The organism is Psychroflexus planctonicus (assembly GCF_014640195.1).
GTDB lineage: Bacteria > Bacteroidota > Bacteroidia > Flavobacteriales > Flavobacteriaceae > Psychroflexus > Psychroflexus planctonicus.
In genome coordinates, this window is sequence record NZ_BMGM01000003.1 from 271,086 (window position 1) to 294,334 (window position 23,249).

A 23,249-nucleotide genomic window follows, 5' to 3' on the forward strand; every position below is an offset into this window, starting at 1 on the left:
TAGTTATAGCTTTAAGAAGACGTAGTAATAAAAATTATTCGCCAAGAGGTCAAAAAGAAGATCCGCATCGAATTAATAAAAACATTAAAGAACCAAAACTTAGGTTAGTTGGTGATAATGTTGAAATGGGAGTTTATCCTACCAAAGATTGTTTAAAAAAAGCAGAAGAGCTTAATTTAGATTTGGTAGTGATTTCACCTAAAGCAGATCCACCAGTTGCTAAAATCATGGACTATAAAAAGTTTCTTTATGAACAAAAGAAACGAGAAAAATCCATGAAAGCTAAAGCATCTAAAGTGGTTGTGAAAGAAATTCGTTTTGGTCCTAATACAGATGACCACGACTATGAATTTAAAAAGAAAAATGCTGAAAAGTTTTTAAAAGAAGGAGCCAAACTAAAAGCCTTTGTGTTTTTTAAAGGACGCTCCATCGTATTTAAAGACAAAGGGCAAATTTTGTTATTAAGACTAGCTCAGGATTTAGAAGACCTAGGTAAAGTTGAACAAATGCCTAAATTAGAAGGAAAGCGTATGATTATGCTGATTACTCCTAAAAAAGACAAATAAAATAAGAGTCAATACATAAATCAAGGATCAATGCCTAAAATGAAAACAAAGTCGAGTGCTAAAAAGCGCTTTAAATTAACCGGAACTGGTAAAATAAAGCGTAAGCATGCGTTTAAAAGTCACATCTTGACTAAAAAGTCTAAAAAGAGAAAACTTAAATTAACGCATACTACTTTAGTACACAAATCAGACGAAGCTAACATCAAACAACAATTACGTTTAAAGTAATTGTTGTTTGATTGGTTAAAAATCAATTATTAACCCTGGAGTGGGCTTACAAATGCAAATAAGCTGCCTACTACAAAAAATTTAAAATTATGCCAAGATCAACAAATTCAGTCGCTTCACGTGCTCGTAGAAAGAAAATCATGAAGCTAGCAAAAGGCTACTTCGGACGTAGAAAAAACGTTTGGACTGTAGCTAAAAATGCGGTGGAAAAAGGTATGCTTTATGCATACAGAGACCGTAGAAATAACAAGCGTAACTTCCGCTCTCTTTGGATTGTGAGAATTAATGCTGCAACACGTATGCACGGAATGTCTTATTCTAAGTTTATGGGACAATTAAAAGCCAATAATATCGAGTTAAACCGTAAGGTTTTAGCCGATTTAGCGGTGAATAATCCAGCAGCTTTTCAAGCAATAGTAGAGAAAGTAAAGTAAAACATAACAGTAGACGACTCTTATAAATTAAATCCTGCATCAAATTGATGCAGGATTTTTTATTTTTGACCAAAAGCATTTTAGATGAATGACCAATTAGGAAATCCAATTCATATCAAACAAATTCCAAAACGAATTATCAGTTTAGTACCTAGCCAAACAGAATTGGTGGTAGATTTAGGAATGCGCAAAAGTTTGGTTGGAATTACTAAATTTTGTGTACATCCCAAAAGTTTAAAAAGTGAAGTTGAAATGGTAGGTGGGACTAAAAGTGTTCATCTAGATAAAATTGAAGCGCTTCAACCTGATTTAATATTATGTAATAAAGAAGAAAACACACCCGAAATGGTAAAAGCGCTTCAACAAATTGCAGAAGTTCATGTGGCAGATGTTACAACATTTTCAGATGCTTACCAACTTATTTCAGATTATGGGAAGATATTTCAACAGCAAGAAAAAGCTGAAGAATTAGTGGCTGATATTCAAAATCAATTTACTGAACTAAGGGCAATTCAACAAAGCAAACAAGAACAAAAAGTAACCTATTTCATTTGGAAAAATCCTTGGATGGTAGCTGCAAACCATACATTTATCAATTCCGTTTTAAATGAATTAGGCTTAAAAAATGCATTTGCCCATCTAGAGCGCTACCCAGAAGTAGATTTACAAAATTTACCAGAAACCGATTGGATTTTTCTTTCATCTGAACCTTTTCCATTCAAAAAAGATGATTTTTCAGCATTTGTTGATAAACGACTTAAATTGGAAGTTGTAGATGGAGAAAGTTTTAGTTGGTTTGGCAGCCGAATGAAAAAAACATTCCCCTACTTTAAAGAATTACTTGAAAAACTAAATTCATAATCATTCAAATTACATTCTGTATATTTGTATAAAATAAATTTTATGAAACCGATTTGTTATTTATTTATATTCTTATTTGTTTCTGTAACTCATGCCCAGAAATGGCTTGATAATTCCTGTCCTATCGAAGAAGAAATGACAGCAACAGATATTGAAAAGGCTAATACTTCAGATTTGTTAGACATTATCATCAACCAAGAAGGAAAAGTTTTGGTAAATGGAAAGGACTTGTCTTTTTTGAACGATGTAAAATTCAAAGAATTTATTTACACGTTTATCACCAATCCAGATGATAGTAAAGAACGTGCAAGTAGTCCTAAAAAAGCAAGTATTCAAATAAATCATTACAATCATCCAGAGCAATATAAAACTTACTTAACCTATATAAGAGAAGTATATTTTTTCTTGTGGAATAATGAAGCTCAAGAAAAATACGATTCTACTTACAACGAATTGGATTGTAAAAAAAGAAGTAAAGTTCAGAAAGTGGCACCATATCGTTTATTTGAAGCAAAAAATAGACAACAAAATAAAAAAGATGATGAACCACGATTTATTGGTCCACCAGCTTTTGACGGTGATGTGATTGATAATTAAAACATAAATTCGATAATGTAAAACCACCTTCAGCCAAGGTGGTTTTTTTGTACTTTATTATAACTTTTGTTTAACTCGAATCTTTTTTTATTAAACAAAATCAATTGTAATTTTGGTATGTGAAAATATATGAAATACATACCAAACAAAGACTTCCAATAAGTAAACAGGAAGCATGGAATTTTCTTTCCAACCCAAAAAATCTTCAAAAAATAATGCCTGACAAAATGGGTTTTGAAATTATTTCTGGAGCAAATCAAAAAATGTATACAGGTCAAATTATTCAATATAATGTTACTCCGTTGCCTTTGTTTAAAACACGATGGGTAACCGAAATAACTCATGTTGAAAAGCCAAATTTATTTGTCGATATTCAACTATCTGGTCCCTACAAATTATGGCACCACAAACATTTTATTCATGAAATCGATGGTGGAGTAGAAATTGAAGATATCGTACATTATGCTTTACCATTGGGATGGTTAGGCCAGTTGGTAAAACCCTTTTTAGTACAACCAAAATTGAACGAAATATTTAAAGCGAGAGAACAAAAAATGACCGAATTGTTCGGTATTCTATAATAAAATAAATTGCTATGAAAAAGAATATATTATTTATCGGCGGAAGCCAAGGAATCGGATTTGAAACTGCTAAACTACTACATGAAGACCACAATATTATTGTTGCTTCTAGAAGCAAAGGTAAGCTAGATGAATTAAATGTAACGCATCATGAGTTTGATGTTACCAAGGATGATATTTCTGATTTAGATTTACCTGACACTTTAGACGGATTGGTATATTTCCCAGGAACCATTAATTTGAAGCCTTTCAAAATGATGAAACCAAGTGTTTTTGAAGAAGATTTTCAATTGAATTTTATGGGATTGGTGAAATCTACACACGCAGTTTTAAAACAACTTAAAAACTCAGACCAAGCCAGTATTGTTTATTATAGTACGGTTGCTGTTCAAACTGGAATGCCTTTTCACACCAGTGTTGCAGCTGCAAAAGGAGCTATTGAAGGTTTTGCACGTTCGTTAGCCGCAGAATATGCGCCAAGCTTTCGAGTAAACGTAATCGCACCTTCATTAACCAACACTCCGCTTGCTGATAAGTTGCTAGGAAACGAAAAGAAAAAAGAAAAAATGGATGAACGTCACCCGTTAAAACGTGTGGGTGAAGCGGTGGATATTGCAAAAATAACCGCATTTTTGTTAAGTGAAGATAGTTCTTGGATTACAGGTCAAGTGCTTGGAGTAGACGGTGGAATGTCTTCATTGAATGTATCCTAATTTGCAATTATGAGTGAACAAGTAAATATTTTTTGGTTTAGAAGAGATCTGCGTTTGAATGATAATGTAGGTCTTTTCCATGCCTTACAAAAAGATGACGCTACTTTACCGGTCTTTATTTTCGATAAACACATTTTGGATGAATTGCCTAAAGATGATGCCCGTGTAAGTTTCATTTTTGATGAAATTCAAAAAATGCGCGTTGAGTTACAAGAGAAGTATGGCAGTTCCATTGCTACCTATTACGGTTATCCTGAAGAAATATTTGCTGAGATTATTGAAGATTTTAATGTAAAAGGAGTTTACACCAATCGGGATTACGAACCGTATGCATATAAACGTGATGCAAAAATTCAAGCGCTTTTAGCAGAAAATGGAATTGAATTCCATGATTTTAAAGATCAAGTTATCTTCGAAAAAAACGAAGTTGAAAAAAATGATGGTGGCATGTATTTGGTATACACACCGTATATGAAGCAGTGGAAAAAAGAATTTGAAAAAAATTCTATTGAAGCTTATGCATCCAAAAAACACCTAAACAACACCTACAACAATACTCGATTACCCAATTTGAGTTTAAGTGATATGGGATTTGAAGCTTCTTCAATTCAGGTTCCTGACTATCACTTAGAAAAAGAGTTCTTAGAAAATTACGAAGACACCCGAAATATTCCTTCCATTAATGGAACATCTAGGTTGAGTCCACATTTGCGATTTGGCACCGTTGGTTATCGAGAAATTGTTCTAAAAGCGCTTTCAGCTAAAAACGAAACTTTTCTCAACGAATTAATCTGGAGAGAATTTTACAAAGCCATTTTGCATCATTTTCCAGAAACACAAAGTCGTTCGTTCAAACCCATTTATGATGAAATTAAATGGAGAAATGACGAAGCTGAATTTGAAAAATGGAAAACAGGAACAACGGGTTATCCCATTGTTGATGCAGGAATGCGACAGCTAAATAAATCAGGTTGGATGCACAATCGCATCAGAATGGTGGTGGGTAGTTTTCTATGCAAACACTTGTTAATCGATTGGCGTTGGGGCGAAGCTTACTTTGCTGAAAAATTACTGGATTATGAAATGTCTTCTAACATTGGTGGTTGGCAATGGGTCGCTGGAACGGGTGTAGATGCGGCTCCGTATTTTCGAGTATTTAATCCGTATTCACAAACTGATAAATTTGATAAGGACAAAAAATACATCCAAAAATGGGTTCCTGAATTTGGAACTGATGATTATCCTAAACCCATGGTAGAACACAAAATAGCAAGAGAACGCTGCTTAGAAACGTATAAGGCGGCGGTTAAGAAAAAATAGAATTTAGCTGTTTGCTGTTAGGCTTTATACTTAAATCTCCAATCAGAAATTTTCAATTAGATAACTATATATGAACATCGTTTGGTTCAAAAAAGATTTGCGGCTAGATGACAATGAAGCTTTATTTGAAGCGCTTCAACAAAATGATGCTTGTCTCCTACTCTACATTTTTGAACCCATTTTGCTCCAAGACTCACATTACAGCAAAAGGCATTTTCGATTCATCAAACAATCTTTAACCGAATTACAAAGTCAACTTCAAACCTACCAAACAAAAATACTGGTAGTTGAAGGTGAAGCGGTTGAAGTGTTTCAAAAACTAGATGACTTACATAACAACAAACAGGTTTTTTCACATCAAGAAACTGGTATTTTAAAAACCTATAAACGGGATTTACAACTTCAGGAATTTTTTAAAAGCAAATCTATTCTATGGAAAGAATTTGTTTTGAATGGAGTTTCTCGTGGGCTTCAAAATAGAAACAATTGGGTGAAACTATGGGAAAGCCATATGAACAAAAAACCTATTCCATTTGAAGCTAAAACAAGAGATTTTATACCTATTAATGAAATCAATATCCTAGAAAATAACTTTAAAATAGTAGATTTAAAGACTACTACCTCCAAAAAAATGCAGCATGGTGGCAGAAAGTTTGCTTTACAATACTTACAATCTTTTTTAAATGATCGGCATACAAACTACCAACGAAACATTTCCAAACCGCTAGCTGCCCGAACATCTTGCAGTCGACTTTCACCGTATATTACTTGGGGAAATTTATCCATGCGTGAAGTGGTGCAAGCAGCTGAGCAAGTACAAACCAAAAGCAAGACGGCATTAGCGCAATTTAAATCTCGTTTGCGTTGGCAAGCTCACTTTATTCAAAAATTTGAAATGGAAGATCGCATTGAATTTTCTAATTTCAATGCAGCTTTTAATGTATTGAATCAACCTAAAAACGAAAAATTGATTCAAGCATGGAAACAAGGAAAAACTGGTTTTCCGATGGTTGATGCAAGTATGCGTTGCTTAATTGAAACAGGATTTCTCAATTTTAGAATGCGTGCTTTATTGGTTTCGTTTTTTACGCATATTTTATGGCAAAAATGGCAATATGCTTCATCGCACTTAGCCAGTTTATTTTTAGATTTTGAGCCTGGTATTCATTATCCACAATTGCAAATGCAAGCTGGGACAACTGGTGCACACACGCTCAGAATATATAATCCCATTAAAAATTCCTACAAACACGATCCAGACGGTGAGTTTATTTTACAATATGTGCCCGAATTGAAAAACATTCCAAAAGAATTTATTCATGAACCTTGGAAATTGACTCCTATGGAACAAAACATGTACAATTTTGAATTGGGACGAGATTACCCCATGCCTATAGTTGATTTAGATTCAGCTAGAAAAAAAGCTTCAGATTCCATTTGGGGAATAATTCAATCGCAGAAATCGAGAGCCAATGCGAAACAAATTATTGAAAAACATACATTGCGGAAGAATTAGAAAATTAGTTTTACATTGTCACGGATTGCAAATCTGCAAGCTTGACTCTACTATTGAAAAAATTAATATCTTTCAATTTCTAAATTCCAAAAAATGAAACTAAAGTTTTTGACCTTAATTGTATTATTCGTCTTCATGAGTTGTTCTGAAGACAAATTAGATGTTCAAAGTCAAGTTGAAGATTATGTAGCTGACGTAAAAAAGAATCCTGATTTTAAAATGATTGATCTAAAAGAATTTGGCAAAAACTTGAAATTCGATATCCGTTATGCAACCAAAAATAACTTTACCAAAACCATCATTTATCCTGAAGCTGAAGCTTTTGCCAGAAAACCCGTTGCTGAAGCTTTAATAAAAGCCAATGATTCTTTATTGAAACTAGGTTACAGAATTAAAGTGTTTGACGCATACCGACCATACCAAGCTACCGTAAAATTTTATGAAGTTTATCCAGATACCGATTTTGTGGCCGATCCTAAATTTGGATCTCGACATAACCGCGGTTGTGCTATCGACTTGACTTTGGTTGATGCCAAAACTGGTCTAGAAATCAAAATGCCCACTACTTACGATGATTTTACCGAAAAAGCACATCCTGATTATGTAGATTTACCTGAAGAAATTATTAAAAATCGAGATTTACTTATCGAAGTTATGACCAACTTTGGTTTTAGCGTTTATCCAAGTGAATGGTGGCATTTCGACTACCAAGGTTGGGAAAGATACCCATTAATGGATTTATCTTTTGAAGAATTACAAAAAACTAAAAAGTTGAAATAAATATATATTCAATTTGCAATTTGCTTTACTTAAAGTTTAAGTTCTATTGATTCATATATATAATCCCTGATATTAAGCTTAAAAAATTAATAAAATGTTTGGTGGTGGCGGTAGTATTCAAGGAATGATAACTAGCCTAAGTAACAATAAAAAGTTGCTTAGGTCTAAACGACTATTTCATAAAGAACATAGCTTTTTGAAGCGCAAGCAAGAATATGTTAATGCGTCTGGCAAAAAAACATCTTTAAAAAAGGCAACGAAAGAAGAATTGTTGGCGATAAGGAAAAAAGTAATAAAAGAACGAAAAAAGCAAAATTTACTACTTTTAAGTATTTTCATTTTATTGTTGACTATAATCTCTTATTTGGCTTCAATTTCATTTAAACAGATTGATTTAAAACTTGAAGAACAAAAAAAATCAGAATATAATAAAAAGGAAAAAGAGTTTTTATTGCTAGTGAAAGAAGGAGATGAATGGTTTAAAAAAGGAAATTGGTATAATTCAGTTTTTAAATATGAAAAAGCAATCAAATTATTTCCAGAAAACTACGATATTAGTTATAGATTAGTAAATGCATATAGTTTTCAATGTGAAAATGACTTTGAAAACTGCCAAGTAGCGAAAAAACTCTTGGATGAACTATTTTTTACCTTCCCCAACAAAAAGGAAGAATTGTTAGAGATCAAAGATAGACTGCATTTGGAGTATCAATGATAGACTTGAAAGCAAAAGATATGAAGATTATTACTTAAGTTCAGCATGGAATTATGCAGGATTAGAAAGTGAACTGAATGTAGTTGTTTTGAGCTTGTTATAATGATTCTGCAAATACTGCTATTTTTTTTAGTCAATGGGAAAATGTTTTCACGGATTACAAATCTTAGAACTAGCGTTTAAACAAAAATATAGTCGCAGATTGCAAGTAGATGCATTCTCGTAAATTCTAAATAAAAAAATGATGACGGTAAAATTTAAAAAGAAAAGACGTTTGTGGTTGAATTCCATTAGTTTAATAATAGTAATTGCGTTTATCTATTCGGTATGGAATTTTTTAACAAACGACTCTAACATTTGGTTAATGATCTCATTTGTATTTCAAGTGGCGTTTTGGCTTGGCATGATAGGGTTTCAAGCTGTAAAATATGACGATGAAAAAGTAATAGCTCAATTTGGATGGCCTAGGATTAAATACACGGATATTATTAGTATTGAGAAAAAGTTTGGCGATATTTTGATTAAATCTGAAAAAAGAGATATAGGAATCAACAAAGATGTAGCTGATGAAGAATCTTTAAATCAATTTTTAGAACATCTTAAAAAGAAAATACCAGAACCTATGAAAAATAGTTTAAATGTGTTTTAGGAAAAGAATTGCATTAAAATAATCGCGGATTGCAAATCCGCGAACTCTTGTGTAGTTTGTGAAAATTCGATCGCAAACTGTCATTTCGTAAAAATCTGAGTTTAGTAAGATTTTATACGGAATCTCTTCCAATGAAAACTTAAAACAAGTCGAAATTGGCATTTTTGGAAAATTTGATAAGATAAATGATAGCGCGGAATTGCATTCCGTGCGGCTATATTAACAGTTCATTAATTTATAAAAAAACTTAATTTTGTTTCTATACCATTTAAAATGTCAACTAAATATAAAGCAACAACATCCGAAGATGCATACTTCATCACAATGACAACTGTAGGTTGGATTGATGTATTTACTCGTTTAAATCAAAAATACATTATTATAAATTCGCTTCAATATTGCCAGCAAAATAAAGGTTTAGAAATTTACGCGTACTGCTTAATGAGTAATCATTTGCATTTGTTTTGTAGGGCAACCAATGGAAATATTTTGTCTGATGTAATAAGAGATTTCAAAAAGTTTACTTCCAAGGAAATCATTCAAAACATAATAAACGAACCAGAAAGCAGGAGAGATTGGATGTTAGAAAGTTTCAAAAAAGCGTGCAAGCATCTTAAACGAAACCAACAATATAAAGTTTGGCAAAACGGTTATCATGCTGAGCATATTTTTAGCAATTCATTTATAAAACAAAAAGTGAATTACATTCACAATAATCCTGTAAAAGACAAAATAGTTACTTCACCAGAAGATTATTACTTTAGCTCAGCTAGAAATTATGCAGGATTAGAAAATGAATTGGATGTGATTATTTTAAGCTTACTATAATTATAGATGATGCTAAATTTTAGTTAGTAGAAATGTATTTTCACAGATTGCAAATCCGCAATCTCACAAATGTAATTGTTTTGAGCTCGTTATAATGATTCTGCATATGATACTATTTTTTTAGTCAATAGGGAAATGTTTTCACGGATTGCAAATCCGCGAACTCGAGTCACGGATTGCAAATCCGCGATCTCACAAGTGTAGTTTGTTAAAATGATAAATGATAGTGCGGAATTGCATTCCGCGATGCTAAAAAAACTTTCGAGCTTCTTCTAAATCTTCGGGAGTGTCAATGCCTATGCTTACTTGATCGGTTTCAACCATTTTAATGGTTTTTCCATTTTCGAGATGACGGATACATTCTATTTTTTCTGCTGCTTCTAACGGACTCATCGGTGTATGATAAAAATCGAGTAGCGCTTTTTTTCGGAAGGCGTAAATTCCAACGTGTTTAAAATATTTCACTTCAACACTTTCATCTCGATGAAATGGAATGGGTGAACGTGAGAAATACAAAGCAAAATCGTTTAAATCGGTGATTACTTTTACATTGTTGGGATTCGCTATGGCTTCGGTTTTGGTTAAACGCGTCTTTAAAGAAGCTAAATCGATTTGGTTTTGCTCGTCGTGTTTAAAAACTTCCAATAATTTAGACAATGCTTTTTCGTTGATAAAAGGTTCATCTCCTTGCACGTTTACTACAATATCTGCATCAATATGTTCAACCGCTTCTGCAATGCGATCACTACCGCATTCGTGTTCTTTTTTACTTAAAATTACTTTTCCATTAATGGCTTCAATGGTATTGTAAATTTCATCCGAATCGGTTACAATGTATACTTCATCAAATAAGCTACTATGCAAAGCCGCTTCATAAGTTCTGACAATTACAGGTTTTCCAGCTAAATCTTTCAATAGTTTACCCGGAAAGCGAGAAGCTTCAAAACGGGCGGGAATCATGGCTATTATGTTCATAAACTTTATTCTTCTGGGTTGGTTTCAGCAAAAAAATCATCTTTAAATCCAATTAAATACAATTTATCTTTTGCGCGAGTTATGGCAGTGTAAAGCCAACGTAAATAATCTTTATCTATTCCGTTTGGCAAGTAAGGTTGTTCAACAAAAACCGTATTCCATTGTCCACCTTGCGATTTGTGGCAAGTAATGGCATAGCTGAATTTCACTTGCAATGCATTGAAATATTTGTTTTGTTTCACTTTTAAAAATTTCTTGTATTTGGAACGTTCATCTTCATAATCTTTAATTACTTCTTGATACAAATTATTAGACTGTTCATAACTTAAAGACGGAGCATTGGCATCCAAAGTATCTAAAATTAATACTGTTTCAAATGGTTTCATATTGGGATAATCTACCATTTGCACGTTTACTTCCGCAAAGCGAAATCCGTACAACTCTTTGAATCTAAAAATCTCCAGAATTTCAACAATATCGCCATTGGCAATAAAACCTGCATCGGAATTGGGTTTTACCCAAAAGTAATTGTTTTTGACCACCATTAAAAAATCTCCGGGAGCAATTTCGTCTTCGCGATATAAAATTCGAGCTCTAATTTGCTGATTGTATAAATTAGCTCTTTTGTTAGAACGCACAATGATTGCGGTATCTTCATGGCCGTTGTTGTGGTAGGCATCATTTATGGCATCCATAATTTCGTAACCATCGACTAACCGAACCATGTCTGTTTTGCCTGTTAATTCAAATTGAAAACTTTCGTAAATTTCATTTTGAAGTGCATTTCTAATTAAGGTGGCATTTCGCAAAATATCACTTTCCAATTCTTGGCGAACCACTTCATCTAACTCTACGCTTATTACTTCCATTCCAAATTGCCTAGTTAAGGTTTCTTCGCTTAAAGCTGGGCTTAGATCTGCTTTTACGGGTGGAAGTTGAGCCGTATCGCCAATAAAAATAAGCTGGCAATTTTCACCAGCGTACACGTATTCAATTAAATCTTCTAAAAGTGAATTGCTTTTAAATAAATCTTCACCCGTTGGAATATCAGGAATCATAGAAGCTTCATCTACTATGAATATGGTGTTTTTATGCTTGTTTTGCTGGGCAACAAAGTCTACTCCGCCGCTACTTGTTTTCTTAGGATAGTATATTTTTCGATGAACGGTTTGCGCTTGTTGATTACTGTAATTTGAAATCACTTTTGCAGCTCTACCAGTTGGTGCCGTTAAAATTAACTTCTTTCTAATCTTCCCAATATTCTTTACCAAAGTACCTATCATAGTGGTTTTACCAGTACCTGCATAGCCTTTGAGAAGATAAATATAGTCCAAATGCTCTTCGACTATAAACTTAGAAAGCAATTGTAAACCCAAATCTTGTTTTTGAGTTGGCGCATGCCCTAAATCTTTTTTTAGAAGTTGGTAAAATTGGTTTGAAGTCATATAAATTAAATATTACTCAAATATAGAAATGATTTTAGATGCATAAACTTTTATGATTGAAAAAAAGTTGTAGTTTTGCCTATATCGGTTTAAACTATCAAAATTAGCTATGGTAACACTTATTATTTACATTGTAGTAGGGATATTATTAATCTTAGGTCTTGTTAAATTAATTGATAACTATCTTCCCAAAAAGCTCAGACCTGTTTTATCTATTGTTCTTACCGTATTGATTGTATTTTTAGGATACTACAATTACAAAGCCATTTATGGGCCTGTTGAATTTAACAAAGAAAAAGAAAAACGTTTTGAAAAAGTAATTGCAAAATTACAAGACATCAGAAAGTCTCAGCTAGCATATAACGAAATTACAAGAACCTACGCCCCTAGCTTCGACTCATTAGTTCGTTTTATTGATACTGCTCAATTTACCATTACCCAAAGAAGAGACACAACTTACTTAGATGAAGAGTTTAAAAAAATATATAAAGTTGATAAATATATTGACGATTATGTGATTGACACCTTAGATTTTGTTTCTGTAAAAGATTCCTTATTTGATGGTACAGACCGCTACAAAAATATGGCGACTATTCCTTATACAGATGGTGAAAAGTTTGAACTTAAAGCAGGATTGTTGCAGGTTAAAAACTCTAAAGTACCTGTTTTTGAAGTAAAAGCAGATAAAAAATTAATACTAGGAGATTTAGATAACGACTTGTTAATTCAGGAATTACAAACGGTTTCTGTAGACGGTGTAAATGGAAGATACATTAAAGTTGGATCCATGAATGAAGTTAGCTCAAGTGGTAACTGGCCAACTAACTATGGAAAAGCAGATTAATTTAAATACAACTTATACCCATTTAATATCCATTTTGATTACTCAAAATGGATATTCTTTTTTTGTTTTAGACAGAAATATACATCAAGTTATAAATTATAAGTCTGAGACCATTTTACAAGCCTCTGCTAATTCAGTTTTAGAAAAGATTGATGAAGAGTTGAAAAAAAATTGGAAAAAGGAATACCCTAATGCAGAAATTAAAATTTGTTATCATCATTCTTATTTTGCTATTGTTCCATCAGAAATTTATAGCCCTGAATTTACTAGCGATTACTTAAAATTCAACACACAATTATTCCCTAACGATAGTATCTCTGAAGAAGAAATAGAAAAACTAAGTGTGCATATTCCTTTTGTTCCTTATATTAATATTCACAACGAATTACTAGATGTATACAATTTGGTAGAATTTACACATAGTATACATTCAAGTATTGAATGGGCTGAAAAACTCTGCAGAAATCAAAACGGAGAACATGCTTTTGCCTTTGTTCAAAAAGATTCTTTTGTGTTGGTTATTTTCAAAGATAAACAGCTTCAACTAGCAAATTATTTTGATTACGTTACAGCTGAAGATTTCACTTATTACTGTTTATTTGCTATCGAACAATTTCAATTGGATAGAGAACAGATGCATTTTTCTATGTTAGGTGATGTTTCAATTGAAAGTGAAATACATCATTATATGTATACTTATATCAAAAATTTAGTGCTCATTTCATTTGAAGAACTACACTTTAAAGTTGATGTAAACTCAGAACAAAGTAACTTTTTCAATACAAATCCATTTTTAGCTTTACAATTATGCGAATAGTTTCCGGAAAATTAAAAGGTAGAAGAATAATAGCTCCTAAGAAGTTACCTGTTCGACCAACTACTGATATGGCTAAAGAAGCCTTGTTTAATATTTTGAATCATCGTTTTAGTTTCAAACATATTCGGGTAATTGACCTATTTTCAGGTATTGGTTCCATTTCTTTAGAATTTGCTTCACGGGGAACAGAAAATATCACATCGGTTGATAAAAACTTTAACTGTGTGAAATTTTTAAGTCAAACAGCTGAAGATTTAGGAGTAGAACTACAAGTTATAAAAGCCGATGTGTTTGAGTTTGTTGCTAAAAACAAATTAACAGCAGACATTGTTTTTGCCGACCCACCTTACGATTTAGAAACGGAAACTTTTATAAAGTTAGTTGAAGAAATCTTAAAGCCCGAAAATGAAGTTGAGTTGTGTATTATTGAACATTCTAAACACATGGATTTATCCGAAGGCCTTTTGTATCAAGAAACTCGTAATTACGGTGGATCTTCATTTTCATTTTTTGGTAAGGAAGAAGAATAATACTCACTAAATACTTTTAATCACCCGTAAATTGTGTGAGTAGGTTTTGTTTTCAGTATTGAAAATTCCGGTGTGGTCTAAGCGGTCAATTCTCACTTTTCCATGAGCATGAATAATGTAATTATCACCTAAGACAATTCCAACATGAATAATACTTCCTTCTTCGTTATCAAAAAAAGCTAAATCGCCAGGTTCACTTTCTTCAATGAAACTTAAAGCTTCACCTTGTTTAGCTTGTTGAGAAGCATCGCGTTGCAAAGCATATCCGCAAATGCGATAAACCATTTGTGTAAATCCGCTGCAATCAATACCAAAAGGAGTTTTCCCGCCCCACAAATACGGAGCATTTAAATAAAGTAAGGCAATTTCTGCTATTTTCTCTTTCTGAAAAGTCTTGGAATTAAAAACCTGACCTTCAAATTGATGCTGCAGAATATTTGTAGCTGCAATGTTAGAGCCAATAGGAATTGGAATAAGTTGGTTATTGGCAGTTTCTACAAATTCAATTAAGTCTTGTGAGCAATTGAAGAATCTTTTTTTAAGTTCATTAAAATCATTTTCTTCGATTGGAAAGGCTTGTTTAATATCTATCCAGCCTTCGTAAGTATCAAATGCAATACGGATTTGAATCCAATTTTTTTGGTTAGAAATAATTTCAAAAATATCTCCGTAAATTAACTGAGTTACCAACTCTGCACGATCGTTAGCTTCTGCTCGAACGGGCACAATACTCAAGGGACATAAACCGTATTGCATCTAATATTTATAAGTTAACGTTGCAATACTAAAGCTGAAGCACCACCACCACCATTGCAAATGGCAGCTGCACCAATTTTAGCATTGTTCTGTTGTAAAACATTTAGCAAAGTAATTAAAATTCTTACACCTGAGCAACCCAATGGATGACCTAATGAAACGGCACCACCATGAATATTTACTTTGCTACTATCTAGGTTTAAAAGTTTCATATTGGCTAAGCCTACCACAGAAAAAGCTTCGTTAAACTCAAAATAATCAACATCATTTTGTGTAATTCCAGCTTTGCTTAAAGCTTTAGGTAATGCTTTTGCTGGTGCAGTTGTAAACCATTTTGGTTCTTGAGCCGCATCTGCATAACCGGTAATGCTTGCTAAAATTTCTAATCCTAAAGATTCAGCTTTTTGCTTAGACATTAAAATCATTGCTCCTGCTCCATCATTAATTGTAGAAGAATTAGCTGCTGTGGCTGTTCCATCTTTAGAAAAAGCTGGACGTAAAGATGTTACTTTATCTAACTTAATATTCTTAAACTCTTCATCTTCTCTCATAATAATAGGCTCACCACGTCTTTGTGGAATTTCAACAGGGACAACTTCGTTATCAAATTTTCCTGATTTCCATGCGGCTGCTGAACGTTGGTAAGATTCTATAGCAAACTCATCTTGTTCTTCTCTAGAAATCTTGTGTTCTGTTGCACATAAATCTGCGCAAACTCCCATAGCTTGTTGGTCGTAAACATCTACCAAACCGTCACGTTGCAAACCATCTATCAACTCAGTTGAACCGAATTTTTGACCTTTACGTAAATGAACATAGTGTGGTATTAAACTCATGTTTTCCATACCACCGGCAACAATTACTTCTGCATCGCCTAAAGCAATAGATTGCGCTGCTTGCATAACTGCTTTCATTCCGCTAGCACAAACTTTGTTTATAGTAGTACAGGGTGTATTATCAGAAATACCGGCTCCAAGTGCAGCTTGTCTTGCTGGAGCTTGACCGTTATTAGCTTGAACTACGTTACCCATTAAAACTTCATCGACTTCACTCGGGTTTAAATTTATTTTATCTAAAGCGCCTTCTATAGCTATTGAACCTAATTTTGTGGCTGGTATAGAAGAAAGACTTCCTAAAAAACTACCAATTGGAGTTCTTGCTGCGCTAACAATTACAACTTCTTGCATAATACTTCAATTTTTATTTGCTGCTAATTTACTCAAATTAAACCATTGTTAAAATGAAGTTTTCAAATAAATAAGGCTTTTATTGTTAATTCTTCTTAAAGCAAGCTGATAACTAGTCTCATATTGCCATATCCATAATTTTTAAATATAGAATTTTAAAAACAAAAGATGCAGTATAAAACAAAATTAAGCGGCTAATTTGAATATTTTTCTAACTTTGAATTTAATGGAATATTTTAAACAATTCAGCAATCAGTTTTATAAATATCAAGGCTTGATTTACAAAGTCTTTTTATTTGCTTTAAGTACATTTTTAATTGTTTACTTTTTTCCAAAAGGTGCGCAATTTAAATACGACTTCACAAAAAATCAGGTATGGCAGTACGACGACTATTATGCGCCATTTAGTTTTGCTTTATACAAGTCTGACCAGCAAATTGAAGATGAAAAAAAAGAGATTGAATCTAACCACATTCCTTATTTTAAAGTAGATATAGGCATTTGGAACGAATTTGATAAGAAACTACAAAATGCTAAATCAACTATTCCGGATAGCATTTTACCTTCAAAACAAGACGAAATTTTCAATTTTGCAAAAGCGTATTTTGATGAAGTTTATCAAGTTGGAGTAATTGATAACGAAAAACAATTCAATAACAACCAACTTGTTTTTCTAAAAAAAGGAAACCTAGTAACTGAAACACTTTACGGACAATTTAGCCAACGTAAAAATGTAAAAAGAAATTACAGATCTCAAATTGAAAATTCAAATCTAAAAGAATTTGAAGAAGTACTCATTGATTTAATAGAAGAATATCCAGCCAACATAAGTTTCGACAAGAGTTTTACACAAAGGAAGTTAGATAAGAAGTTCGATGAAATTTCATATACGGAAGGTTTAGTTAAAGAAGGAGAAAAAATAATTAATAATGGCGAATTAATCGATGCGGATAAATACAAAAAACTAGACTCGTTAAGAGAAGAATTCAAGCGAAAAAACATCAGTCAAAATCAGTATTTGTTTGTAAGTCTTGGATATAGCTTGTTAGTAGCTTTGGCCTTATTAATGCTTTTGTTATTTATTAAATTGTATCGCCCAAATATTTACGAAAACAACAACAAACTTACTTTCATTTTTTTCAACATTTTATTAGTAGTTGGTCTCACCTTGCTGGTAATGGAATTTTCTAACGACTATATTTATGTCGTACCCATTTGTATACTTCCACTTACGTTAAAGGTATTTTTTGATGCAAGATTAGGTTTATTTACACACGTAATCACACTTTTAATATTGGGTTTTGTAGTCCCTAATAGTTATGAATATATGTTCTTGCACATTATTGCTGGAATTGTAACCATTCTTACTGTTTCAGAATTATACAAAAGAGCCAATTTGTTTCTTGCTGTTGGAAGAATAACACTTATTTACTTCTTTGCCTATTTGGCATTCAACTTAATTCAAGAAGCATCATTTCAACAAATTGCATTCGAAAATTTAATTTACTTTGCCATAAATGGAATTGGATTGTTATTTATACAACCCCTAATTTATGGTTATGAAAAAGCCTTTGGACTGATATCGGATTTGTCTTTATTAGAACTGTCTGATACCAACTCAAAATTATTGAAGAGATTGTCTGAAGTTGCACCGGGTACTTTTCATCATTCATTAAACGTTGCCAATTTAGCTGAAGCATCTGCTAATGAAGTACAGGCTAATAGTTTACTAGTAAGAGTTGGTGCGCTATATCACGATCTTGGTAAAATGAAAAACCCATATTATTTTACGGAAAACCAAAGCACTTCTGTAAATCCACATGATGAAATCTCTCCAAAAGAAAGTGCTAAAATTATAATAGACCACAGAATTAACGGAATTGAAATTGCAAAAAAACACAATTTACCAGATCGAATAATCGATTTTATACGAACACATCACGGAACTTCTACAGTATACTTTTTTTATGCGAAGGCTAAAAAGGAAAGTGAAGATGAAGTAAAACGAGAAGATTTTCAATATCCAGGACCAATTCCATTTAGCAAAGAAACAGCTATTTTAATGATGTGTGATGCAGTTGAAGCAGCTAGTAAAAGCTTAAAAGAGCCTACCGCAAAAATTGTAGATCAGTTTGTTGAAAAAATAATTGACAAGCAAATTGAAGAAAAACAATTCTTAAACGCAGACATCACCTTTAAAGAAATTGAAGTGATTAAAAAAGTTTTGAAAGCTAAACTGAAAAATATTTTTCACCTCAGAATTGAATATCCAGAATAAAAAAACATGACAAAAAAAATTAGTATTGCCATAGACGGACACTCTTCTACTGGAAAAAGTACGGTGGCTAAACAATTGGCCAAAAAGCTAAATTACATTTATGTAGATACAGGTGCTATGTACCGCGCAGTAACTTATTTTGCTTTGCAATCAGGATGTTTTAATGATGTTGAACTAAACGAAGAATGCTTACTTTCAAAACTGAATAGCGTTGACATTGAATTTCGAAAACAAGCAAATCAAGAACAAGGTGAAGTATATTTAAATAACAAAAATGTTGAAGAATACATTCGAGATATGCAAGTTTCTTCTCGTGTAAGTACGGTTGCAAAACTTCCTGAAGTGCGAAAAAAGCTAGTTGAAATTCAACAAAAAATGGGTGAGAACAAAGGCATTGTAATGGATGGAAGAGATATTGGCACGGTAGTTTTTCCTGATGCTGAACTGAAGATTTTCATGACAGCTTCAGCCAAAATTAGAGCCGAACGCCGGTACAACGAACTCAAAGAAAAAGAAGCAAATGTAAGTTTTGAAGAAGTACTAGCCAACGTAAAAGAACGCGACGAGATTGATTCCAACAGAACACATTCACCTTTAAAAATGGCAGATGATGCTATTAAAATAGACAATTCAAATTTATCTCCAACAGAACAATTTGATCAAATTATGAAATTAGTTGAGGAGAAGATCAATTAGTTCTTATCTGCTATAATTTGGAGCTTCTTTAGTAATGGAAACATTATGTGGGTGCGATTCTAGTATTCCAGAAGTTGTAATTTCTACAAATTGTGTAATATTTTTCATCGTTTCAATGTCTTTTGCTCCGCAATAGCCCATTCCAGCGCGTAAACCACCAATAAATTGAACCATACTTTCTACTAATTCGCCTTTATAAGGAACGCGACCTACTATTCCTTCAGGAACTAGTTTTTTAATATCGTCTTCAACATCTTGGAAGTAACGATCTTTAGAACCTTTTTTCATAGCTTCTACAGAACCCATTCCACGGTAAGATTTAAATTTTCTTCCTTCGTAAATTATGGTTTCTCCGGGAGATTCTTTAGTTCCAGCCAATAAGGAACCTAACATTACACAATCTGCACCGGCTGCAATAGCTTTTGGAATATCGCCTGTGTATCTTATTCCACCATCGGCAATAACGGGAACGCCAGTATCTTTAATAGCTTGTGCGACTTCCATTACAGCAGATAATTGTGGGTAACCTACTCCAGCAACAATTCGAGTAGTACAAATTGAACCTGGACCAATTCCTACTTTAACAGCATCTGCTCCCGCTTCAACTAAATATTTTGCTGCTTCTGCAGTTGCAATATTACCTACAACAACATCTAATTTTGGAAAATTTGTTTTTACCACTTTTAAAGCTTCAACAACTCCTCTAGTATGTCCGTGAGCAGTGTCAATTACTACTGCATCTACTCCAGCATTTACAAGTGCTTCAGCTCGATCTTTAATATCAGGTGTTACTCCTAAAGCAGCAGCAACTCTCAATCTTCCAAATTGGTCTTTGTTAGCTATTGGCTTCTGGGTTAGCTTGGTAATATCTCTAAATGTAATTAGCCCAACCAAGGTATTATCGTCTTTTACAACAGGAAGTTTTTCAATTTTATGAGCTTGAAGAATATCTTCTGCTTGATCTAATGAAGTTCCTTCGGCTACTGTAACCAAATTATCTTTGGTCATAATATCTGCAATCGGACGATCAAAATCTTTCTCAAATCGCAAATCTCTATTGGTTACAATTCCCACCAACTTTTTATCCTTATCTACAATAGGAATACCACCAATACTGTGTTCTCTCATGCTGTTTTTAGCATCACCAACACTGGCATTTTTAGGTAAGGTAACTGGGTCGATAATCATTCCGCTTTCTGCACGTTTTACCTTTCTAACTTTTAGAGCTTGTTCAGCAATTGTCATATTTTTATGCAAAACCCCTATTCCACCTTCTCGAGCAATAGCAATTGCCATTCTCGACTCCGTAACTGTATCCATAGCTGCAGAAACAACAGGAACGTTAAGTGAAATGTTTTTTGAAAATTTGCTTTTAATACTAACTTCTCTAGGAAGCACATCAGAATAAGCAGGAACTAAGAGAACGTCATCGTAAGTTAAACCTTTCTCTTTAATTTTTGAAGAATTTGCCATTGCAATTACATTTAATTGCAGGCAAATATAGCTAATAAAAGATGAATTGAAGTTAAATTAAAATGAATTAAACTTCAATGTTTTAGCTTGATTTTTAAGCCTAAAATTATTGCAAAGTTGTGTAAATTAAAATCAACTTGTAACCCAAGGCTAATCTATTTCTACAATTTCAATGCGTGTTGCGTTAGAAGTTGGTTCTATTATATTTCCATAAAATTTGGCTATGTAAAAAGTTATTTGGCCACCAAGTAGGAAAATAATAACAGAATAATAAACCCAAACCAATAAAATAACCAAAGAACCTGCGGCTCCATAGGTATTACCTAAGTCCGTATTTCCTAAATAAAATCCAATACCAAACTTGCCAACTATAAATAAAATAGCGGTAACCAAAGCTCCAACCCAGGTATCTTTCCATCGAACTTTTGCATCGGGTAAAATTTTATACATTAAAGCAAAAATTAGAACCAATATGGCTTGCGACAAAATAATTTGTACAACAGATGAAAGTTTTACCGCGTAAGTATCTAATAAAAATTCCAAGTGTGTAAAAATGACCGAAACAATGGCATCTAGCAGTAAAGAAACAATGAGAATAAATCCCATAGACAAGACCAACGAAAAACTAAGTAACCTATTGATGATGTATTTCAAAAAACCACGCTTTGGAATTGCTTTGATATGCCAAATATGATTCATGGCATTCTGTAAACTCACAAATACTGTAGTTGCACTAAAAGCTAAAATACCAAAAGCAATAGTGCTTGAAACTACACCTGTATCGTCCATAGAAATATTTTCTAAGGTAGATTCAATAGTTGTAACGGCTTCGCTTCCAGCTAAATTTTCAACTTGTAAAAAAAGTTCTTCTTTAATTTTCGATTTTTGATAAAAAGTTGAGCCTACTTTCAATATTAAAATAAAAAAGGCAGGTAAACTAAATATGGTATAAAAAGCAGTTGTTGCTGCAAAATTAATAGAATCGTTTTTAGAAAAATCCTTTATACTTTCAACTAGTACTTTTATGTATTTGATGTTGTATAAAAAATTTAGAATAAATTTTATTTTTTTCATAAGTAAAAATAAAGGTTGCTTGTAAAATACAAACAACCCCTCAATATATTAAAATTTTAAAATTTATTTAGATTTAAAAACAGGAAGCAATTGAGTTTTAACTTCACCAAAACCAATTCTTACTTCATGATTTTGGCAATAACCACGCATAGTTACCGTATCATAGTCTTCAATAAATTTACGTTCTTCGCCACCTTTTAATTTCAATGGTTTAGAGCCACGCCATGATAACTCTAACATCGAACCATACGAATCTGGAGTTGGACCAGAAATAGTTCCACTTGCCATCATATCTCCACTATTTACAGGACAACCATTAATGGTATGGTGAGCAAGTTGCTGACTCATGTTCCAATACATGTATTTAAAATTAGAGTTGGTAACTACCGTTTCTTCTCCTTTTCTAGGCGTAATAGATACTTGTAGATTAATATCGAAACTCTTTTTACCTGAAGTTTGTAAATATGGTAGTAATTTTTTCTCTGGTTTAGGTCCTTCTACTCTAAACGGCTCCAAAGCATCTAAAGTAACAATCCATGGTGAAACAGAAGAAGCGAAACTTTTAGCCAAGAAAGGTCCTAGCGGTACATATTCCCATTTTTGAATATCTCTAGCACTCCAATCGTTAAATACAACCATTCCAAAAATATGGCTTTCAGCTTCATCAATAGGAATAGGTTGTCCTAAATCGTTAGCGTCTGTGGTAATAAATGCCATTTCCAATTCAAAATCTACTAATCGTGATGGCCCAAAAATGGGTTCGTCTGCTCCTTTTGGCAATTTTTGGCCTTGTGGTCTATGTATAGGTATTCCACTAGGAATAATAGAAGAACTTCTGCCGTGATAACCAACTGGAATATGAAGCCAATTAGGTAACAATGCATTATCGGGATCTCTAAACATAGTACCAACATTGGTAGCATGCTCTTTACTTGAATAAAAATCGGTATAATCACCTACGTGAACTGGCAATTGCATTTCAATTTCATCAATAGTAAATAAAACACGCGTGCAATGTTCTTTGTTATTTTTGAGTTCGTTGTTTTTTTTATCAAAAAGTTCAGCAACTCTATTTCGAACAGCACGCCAAGTTTTTCTTCCATCAGCAATAAAATCGTTTAAGCTGTCTTGCAAAAAAATATCGTCTGTTAATGGTATATTTTTAAAATATCCTAACTGATGCAAAGCACCTAAATCTATAGCGGTATCACCAATTCGGGTTCCGATGGTAATAATATCGTCTCGAGTTAAAAACACTCCAAATGGAATATTTTGGATAGGAAAATCTGTGTTGTCTGGAATAGCTAACCAGGTTTTTCTAGATGGATCGTTAGCGGCTAATGACATATGTGTATTATTTGGGTTGATTAATAATAGTTAAAACTA

25 protein-coding genes are annotated in these 23,249 nt (G+C 32.9%); 18 read left to right on the top strand and 7 right to left on the bottom strand.

The features are described 5' to 3' along the window. The first annotated feature begins 5 nt into the window (after positions 1 to 5). The 13 genes from infC to IEV72_RS04775 all read left to right on the top strand — a co-directional run bounded on the left by infC (position 6) and on the right by IEV72_RS04775 (position 9,788). Positions 6 to 566 (top strand): translation initiation factor IF-3, encoded by a 561-nt coding sequence (gene infC / locus IEV72_RS04715; RefSeq protein ID WP_262890026.1) that lies wholly within the window; start codon positions 6 to 8, stop codon positions 564 to 566. A gap of 30 nt (positions 567 to 596) precedes the next feature. Next, positions 597 to 794 (top strand): 50S ribosomal protein L35, encoded by a 198-nt coding sequence (rpmI, locus tag IEV72_RS04720; protein WP_188406267.1) that lies wholly within the window; start codon positions 597 to 599, stop codon positions 792 to 794. A gap of 89 nt (positions 795 to 883) precedes the next feature. Next, entirely contained in the window at positions 884 to 1,228 is a 345-nt protein-coding gene (gene rplT, locus IEV72_RS04725) for a 50S ribosomal protein L20 (RefSeq protein WP_188457940.1), read from the top strand. Between the two features lie 84 nt (positions 1,229 to 1,312). Then, positions 1,313 to 2,089 (top strand): ABC transporter substrate-binding protein, encoded by a 777-nt coding sequence (locus tag IEV72_RS04730; RefSeq protein WP_188457941.1) that lies wholly within the window; start codon positions 1,313 to 1,315, stop codon positions 2,087 to 2,089. A 42-nt stretch (positions 2,090 to 2,131) separates the two neighbouring features. After that, positions 2,132 to 2,686: a hypothetical protein gene (locus tag IEV72_RS04735; RefSeq protein WP_188457942.1), complete on the top strand. Its 555-nt coding sequence runs from the start codon at positions 2,132 to 2,134 to the stop codon at positions 2,684 to 2,686. 119 nt (positions 2,687 to 2,805) lie between these two features. Further along, on the top strand, positions 2,806 to 3,267 hold the full coding sequence (locus tag IEV72_RS04740; RefSeq protein ID WP_188457943.1) for an SRPBCC family protein: 462 nt from the start codon (positions 2,806 to 2,808) through the stop codon (positions 3,265 to 3,267). A gap of 14 nt (positions 3,268 to 3,281) precedes the next feature. Next, positions 3,282 to 3,980 (top strand): SDR family NAD(P)-dependent oxidoreductase, encoded by a 699-nt coding sequence (locus IEV72_RS04745; protein ID WP_188457944.1) that lies wholly within the window; start codon positions 3,282 to 3,284, stop codon positions 3,978 to 3,980. A gap of 9 nt (positions 3,981 to 3,989) precedes the next feature. After that, positions 3,990 to 5,300 carry a cryptochrome/photolyase family protein gene (locus tag IEV72_RS04750; protein WP_188457945.1) on the top strand — a complete coding sequence of 437 codons (1,311 nt, stop codon included), beginning with the start codon at positions 3,990 to 3,992 and terminating at the stop codon, positions 5,298 to 5,300. Between the two features lie 70 nt (positions 5,301 to 5,370). Next, positions 5,371 to 6,816, top strand: a complete 1,446-nt coding sequence (locus IEV72_RS04755) for a cryptochrome/deoxyribodipyrimidine photo-lyase family protein (protein ID WP_188457946.1) — start codon at positions 5,371 to 5,373, stop codon at positions 6,814 to 6,816. Positions 6,817 to 6,909: 93 nt separating this feature from the next. Further along, positions 6,910 to 7,596: a M15 family metallopeptidase gene (locus tag IEV72_RS04760; protein ID WP_188457947.1), complete on the top strand. Its 687-nt coding sequence runs from the start codon at positions 6,910 to 6,912 to the stop codon at positions 7,594 to 7,596. 94 nt (positions 7,597 to 7,690) lie between these two features. Further along, positions 7,691 to 8,311 (top strand): hypothetical protein, encoded by a 621-nt coding sequence (locus IEV72_RS04765; protein ID WP_188457948.1) that lies wholly within the window; start codon positions 7,691 to 7,693, stop codon positions 8,309 to 8,311. Positions 8,312 to 8,552: 241 nt separating this feature from the next. Further along, entirely contained in the window at positions 8,553 to 8,960 is a 408-nt protein-coding gene (locus tag IEV72_RS04770; RefSeq protein ID WP_188457949.1) for a hypothetical protein, read from the top strand. A gap of 273 nt (positions 8,961 to 9,233) precedes the next feature. Beyond that, on the top strand, positions 9,234 to 9,788 hold the full coding sequence (locus IEV72_RS04775) for an REP-associated tyrosine transposase (RefSeq protein ID WP_188457950.1): 555 nt from the start codon (positions 9,234 to 9,236) through the stop codon (positions 9,786 to 9,788). Between the two features lie 249 nt (positions 9,789 to 10,037). Here IEV72_RS04775 and kdsB read toward each other — a convergent pair whose 3' ends face one another. Together kdsB and IEV72_RS04785 are read right to left on the bottom strand one after the other, a co-directional pair. Further along, positions 10,038 to 10,763 carry a 3-deoxy-manno-octulosonate cytidylyltransferase gene (kdsB, locus tag IEV72_RS04780; RefSeq protein ID WP_188457951.1) on the bottom strand — a complete coding sequence of 242 codons (726 nt, stop codon included), beginning with the start codon at positions 10,761 to 10,763 and terminating at the stop codon, positions 10,038 to 10,040. Between the two features lie 5 nt (positions 10,764 to 10,768). Continuing rightward, the gene (locus IEV72_RS04785) at positions 10,769 to 12,208 is read right to left on the bottom strand and encodes an ATP-dependent DNA helicase (RefSeq protein ID WP_188457952.1); all 1,440 of its coding nucleotides are present in this window, start codon (positions 12,206 to 12,208) and stop codon (positions 10,769 to 10,771) included. Positions 12,209 to 12,317: 109 nt separating this feature from the next. On the opposite strand from IEV72_RS04785, the gene IEV72_RS04790 reads away from it, so the two are divergent. Genes IEV72_RS04790 through IEV72_RS04800 form a run of 3 tightly spaced genes read left to right on the top strand, consistent with a single transcriptional unit; the run spans position 12,318 to position 14,399 of the window. Next, entirely contained in the window at positions 12,318 to 13,052 is a 735-nt protein-coding gene (locus tag IEV72_RS04790) for a hypothetical protein (RefSeq protein ID WP_229731806.1), read from the top strand. Beyond that, the gene (locus IEV72_RS04795; protein WP_188457953.1) at positions 13,000 to 13,869 is read left to right on the top strand and encodes a DUF3822 family protein; all 870 of its coding nucleotides are present in this window, start codon (positions 13,000 to 13,002) and stop codon (positions 13,867 to 13,869) included. The genes IEV72_RS04790 and IEV72_RS04795 overlap by 53 nt, the downstream gene beginning before the upstream one ends. After that, on the top strand, positions 13,860 to 14,399 hold the full coding sequence (locus IEV72_RS04800) for an RsmD family RNA methyltransferase (protein WP_188457954.1): 540 nt from the start codon (positions 13,860 to 13,862) through the stop codon (positions 14,397 to 14,399). The genes IEV72_RS04795 and IEV72_RS04800 overlap by 10 nt, the downstream gene beginning before the upstream one ends. Before the next feature lie 6 nt (positions 14,400 to 14,405). Here the strand turns inward: IEV72_RS04800 and IEV72_RS04805 are convergent, their stop codons facing one another. Together IEV72_RS04805 and IEV72_RS04810 are read right to left on the bottom strand one after the other, a co-directional pair. After that, complete coding sequence (locus tag IEV72_RS04805) at positions 14,406 to 15,155, bottom strand: C40 family peptidase (RefSeq protein ID WP_188457955.1); 750 nt, start codon at positions 15,153 to 15,155, stop codon at positions 14,406 to 14,408. Positions 15,156 to 15,169: 14 nt separating this feature from the next. Beyond that, complete coding sequence (locus IEV72_RS04810; RefSeq protein WP_373283989.1) at positions 15,170 to 16,342, bottom strand: acetyl-CoA C-acyltransferase; 1,173 nt, start codon at positions 16,340 to 16,342, stop codon at positions 15,170 to 15,172. Positions 16,343 to 16,568: 226 nt separating this feature from the next. On the opposite strand from IEV72_RS04810, the gene IEV72_RS04815 reads away from it, so the two are divergent. Both IEV72_RS04815 and cmk read left to right on the top strand, forming a co-directional pair. Further along, positions 16,569 to 18,620 (top strand): HD family phosphohydrolase, encoded by a 2,052-nt coding sequence (locus IEV72_RS04815; protein ID WP_188457956.1) that lies wholly within the window; start codon positions 16,569 to 16,571, stop codon positions 18,618 to 18,620. Between the two features lie 6 nt (positions 18,621 to 18,626). Then, positions 18,627 to 19,316, top strand: a complete 690-nt coding sequence (cmk, locus tag IEV72_RS04820) for a (d)CMP kinase (RefSeq protein ID WP_188457957.1) — start codon at positions 18,627 to 18,629, stop codon at positions 19,314 to 19,316. A gap of 3 nt (positions 19,317 to 19,319) precedes the next feature. Here the strand turns inward: cmk and guaB are convergent, their stop codons facing one another. From guaB to fahA, 3 genes are all read right to left on the bottom strand, one after another. Next, positions 19,320 to 20,789: an IMP dehydrogenase gene (guaB, locus tag IEV72_RS04825; protein WP_188457958.1), complete on the bottom strand. Its 1,470-nt coding sequence runs from the start codon at positions 20,787 to 20,789 to the stop codon at positions 19,320 to 19,322. 150 nt (positions 20,790 to 20,939) lie between these two features. After that, complete coding sequence (locus IEV72_RS04830) at positions 20,940 to 21,863, bottom strand: YihY/virulence factor BrkB family protein (protein WP_188457959.1); 924 nt, start codon at positions 21,861 to 21,863, stop codon at positions 20,940 to 20,942. A 63-nt stretch (positions 21,864 to 21,926) separates the two neighbouring features. Next, positions 21,927 to 23,210: a fumarylacetoacetase gene (fahA, locus tag IEV72_RS04835; RefSeq protein WP_188457960.1), complete on the bottom strand. Its 1,284-nt coding sequence runs from the start codon at positions 23,208 to 23,210 to the stop codon at positions 21,927 to 21,929. Positions 23,211 to 23,249: the final 39 nt, after the last annotated feature.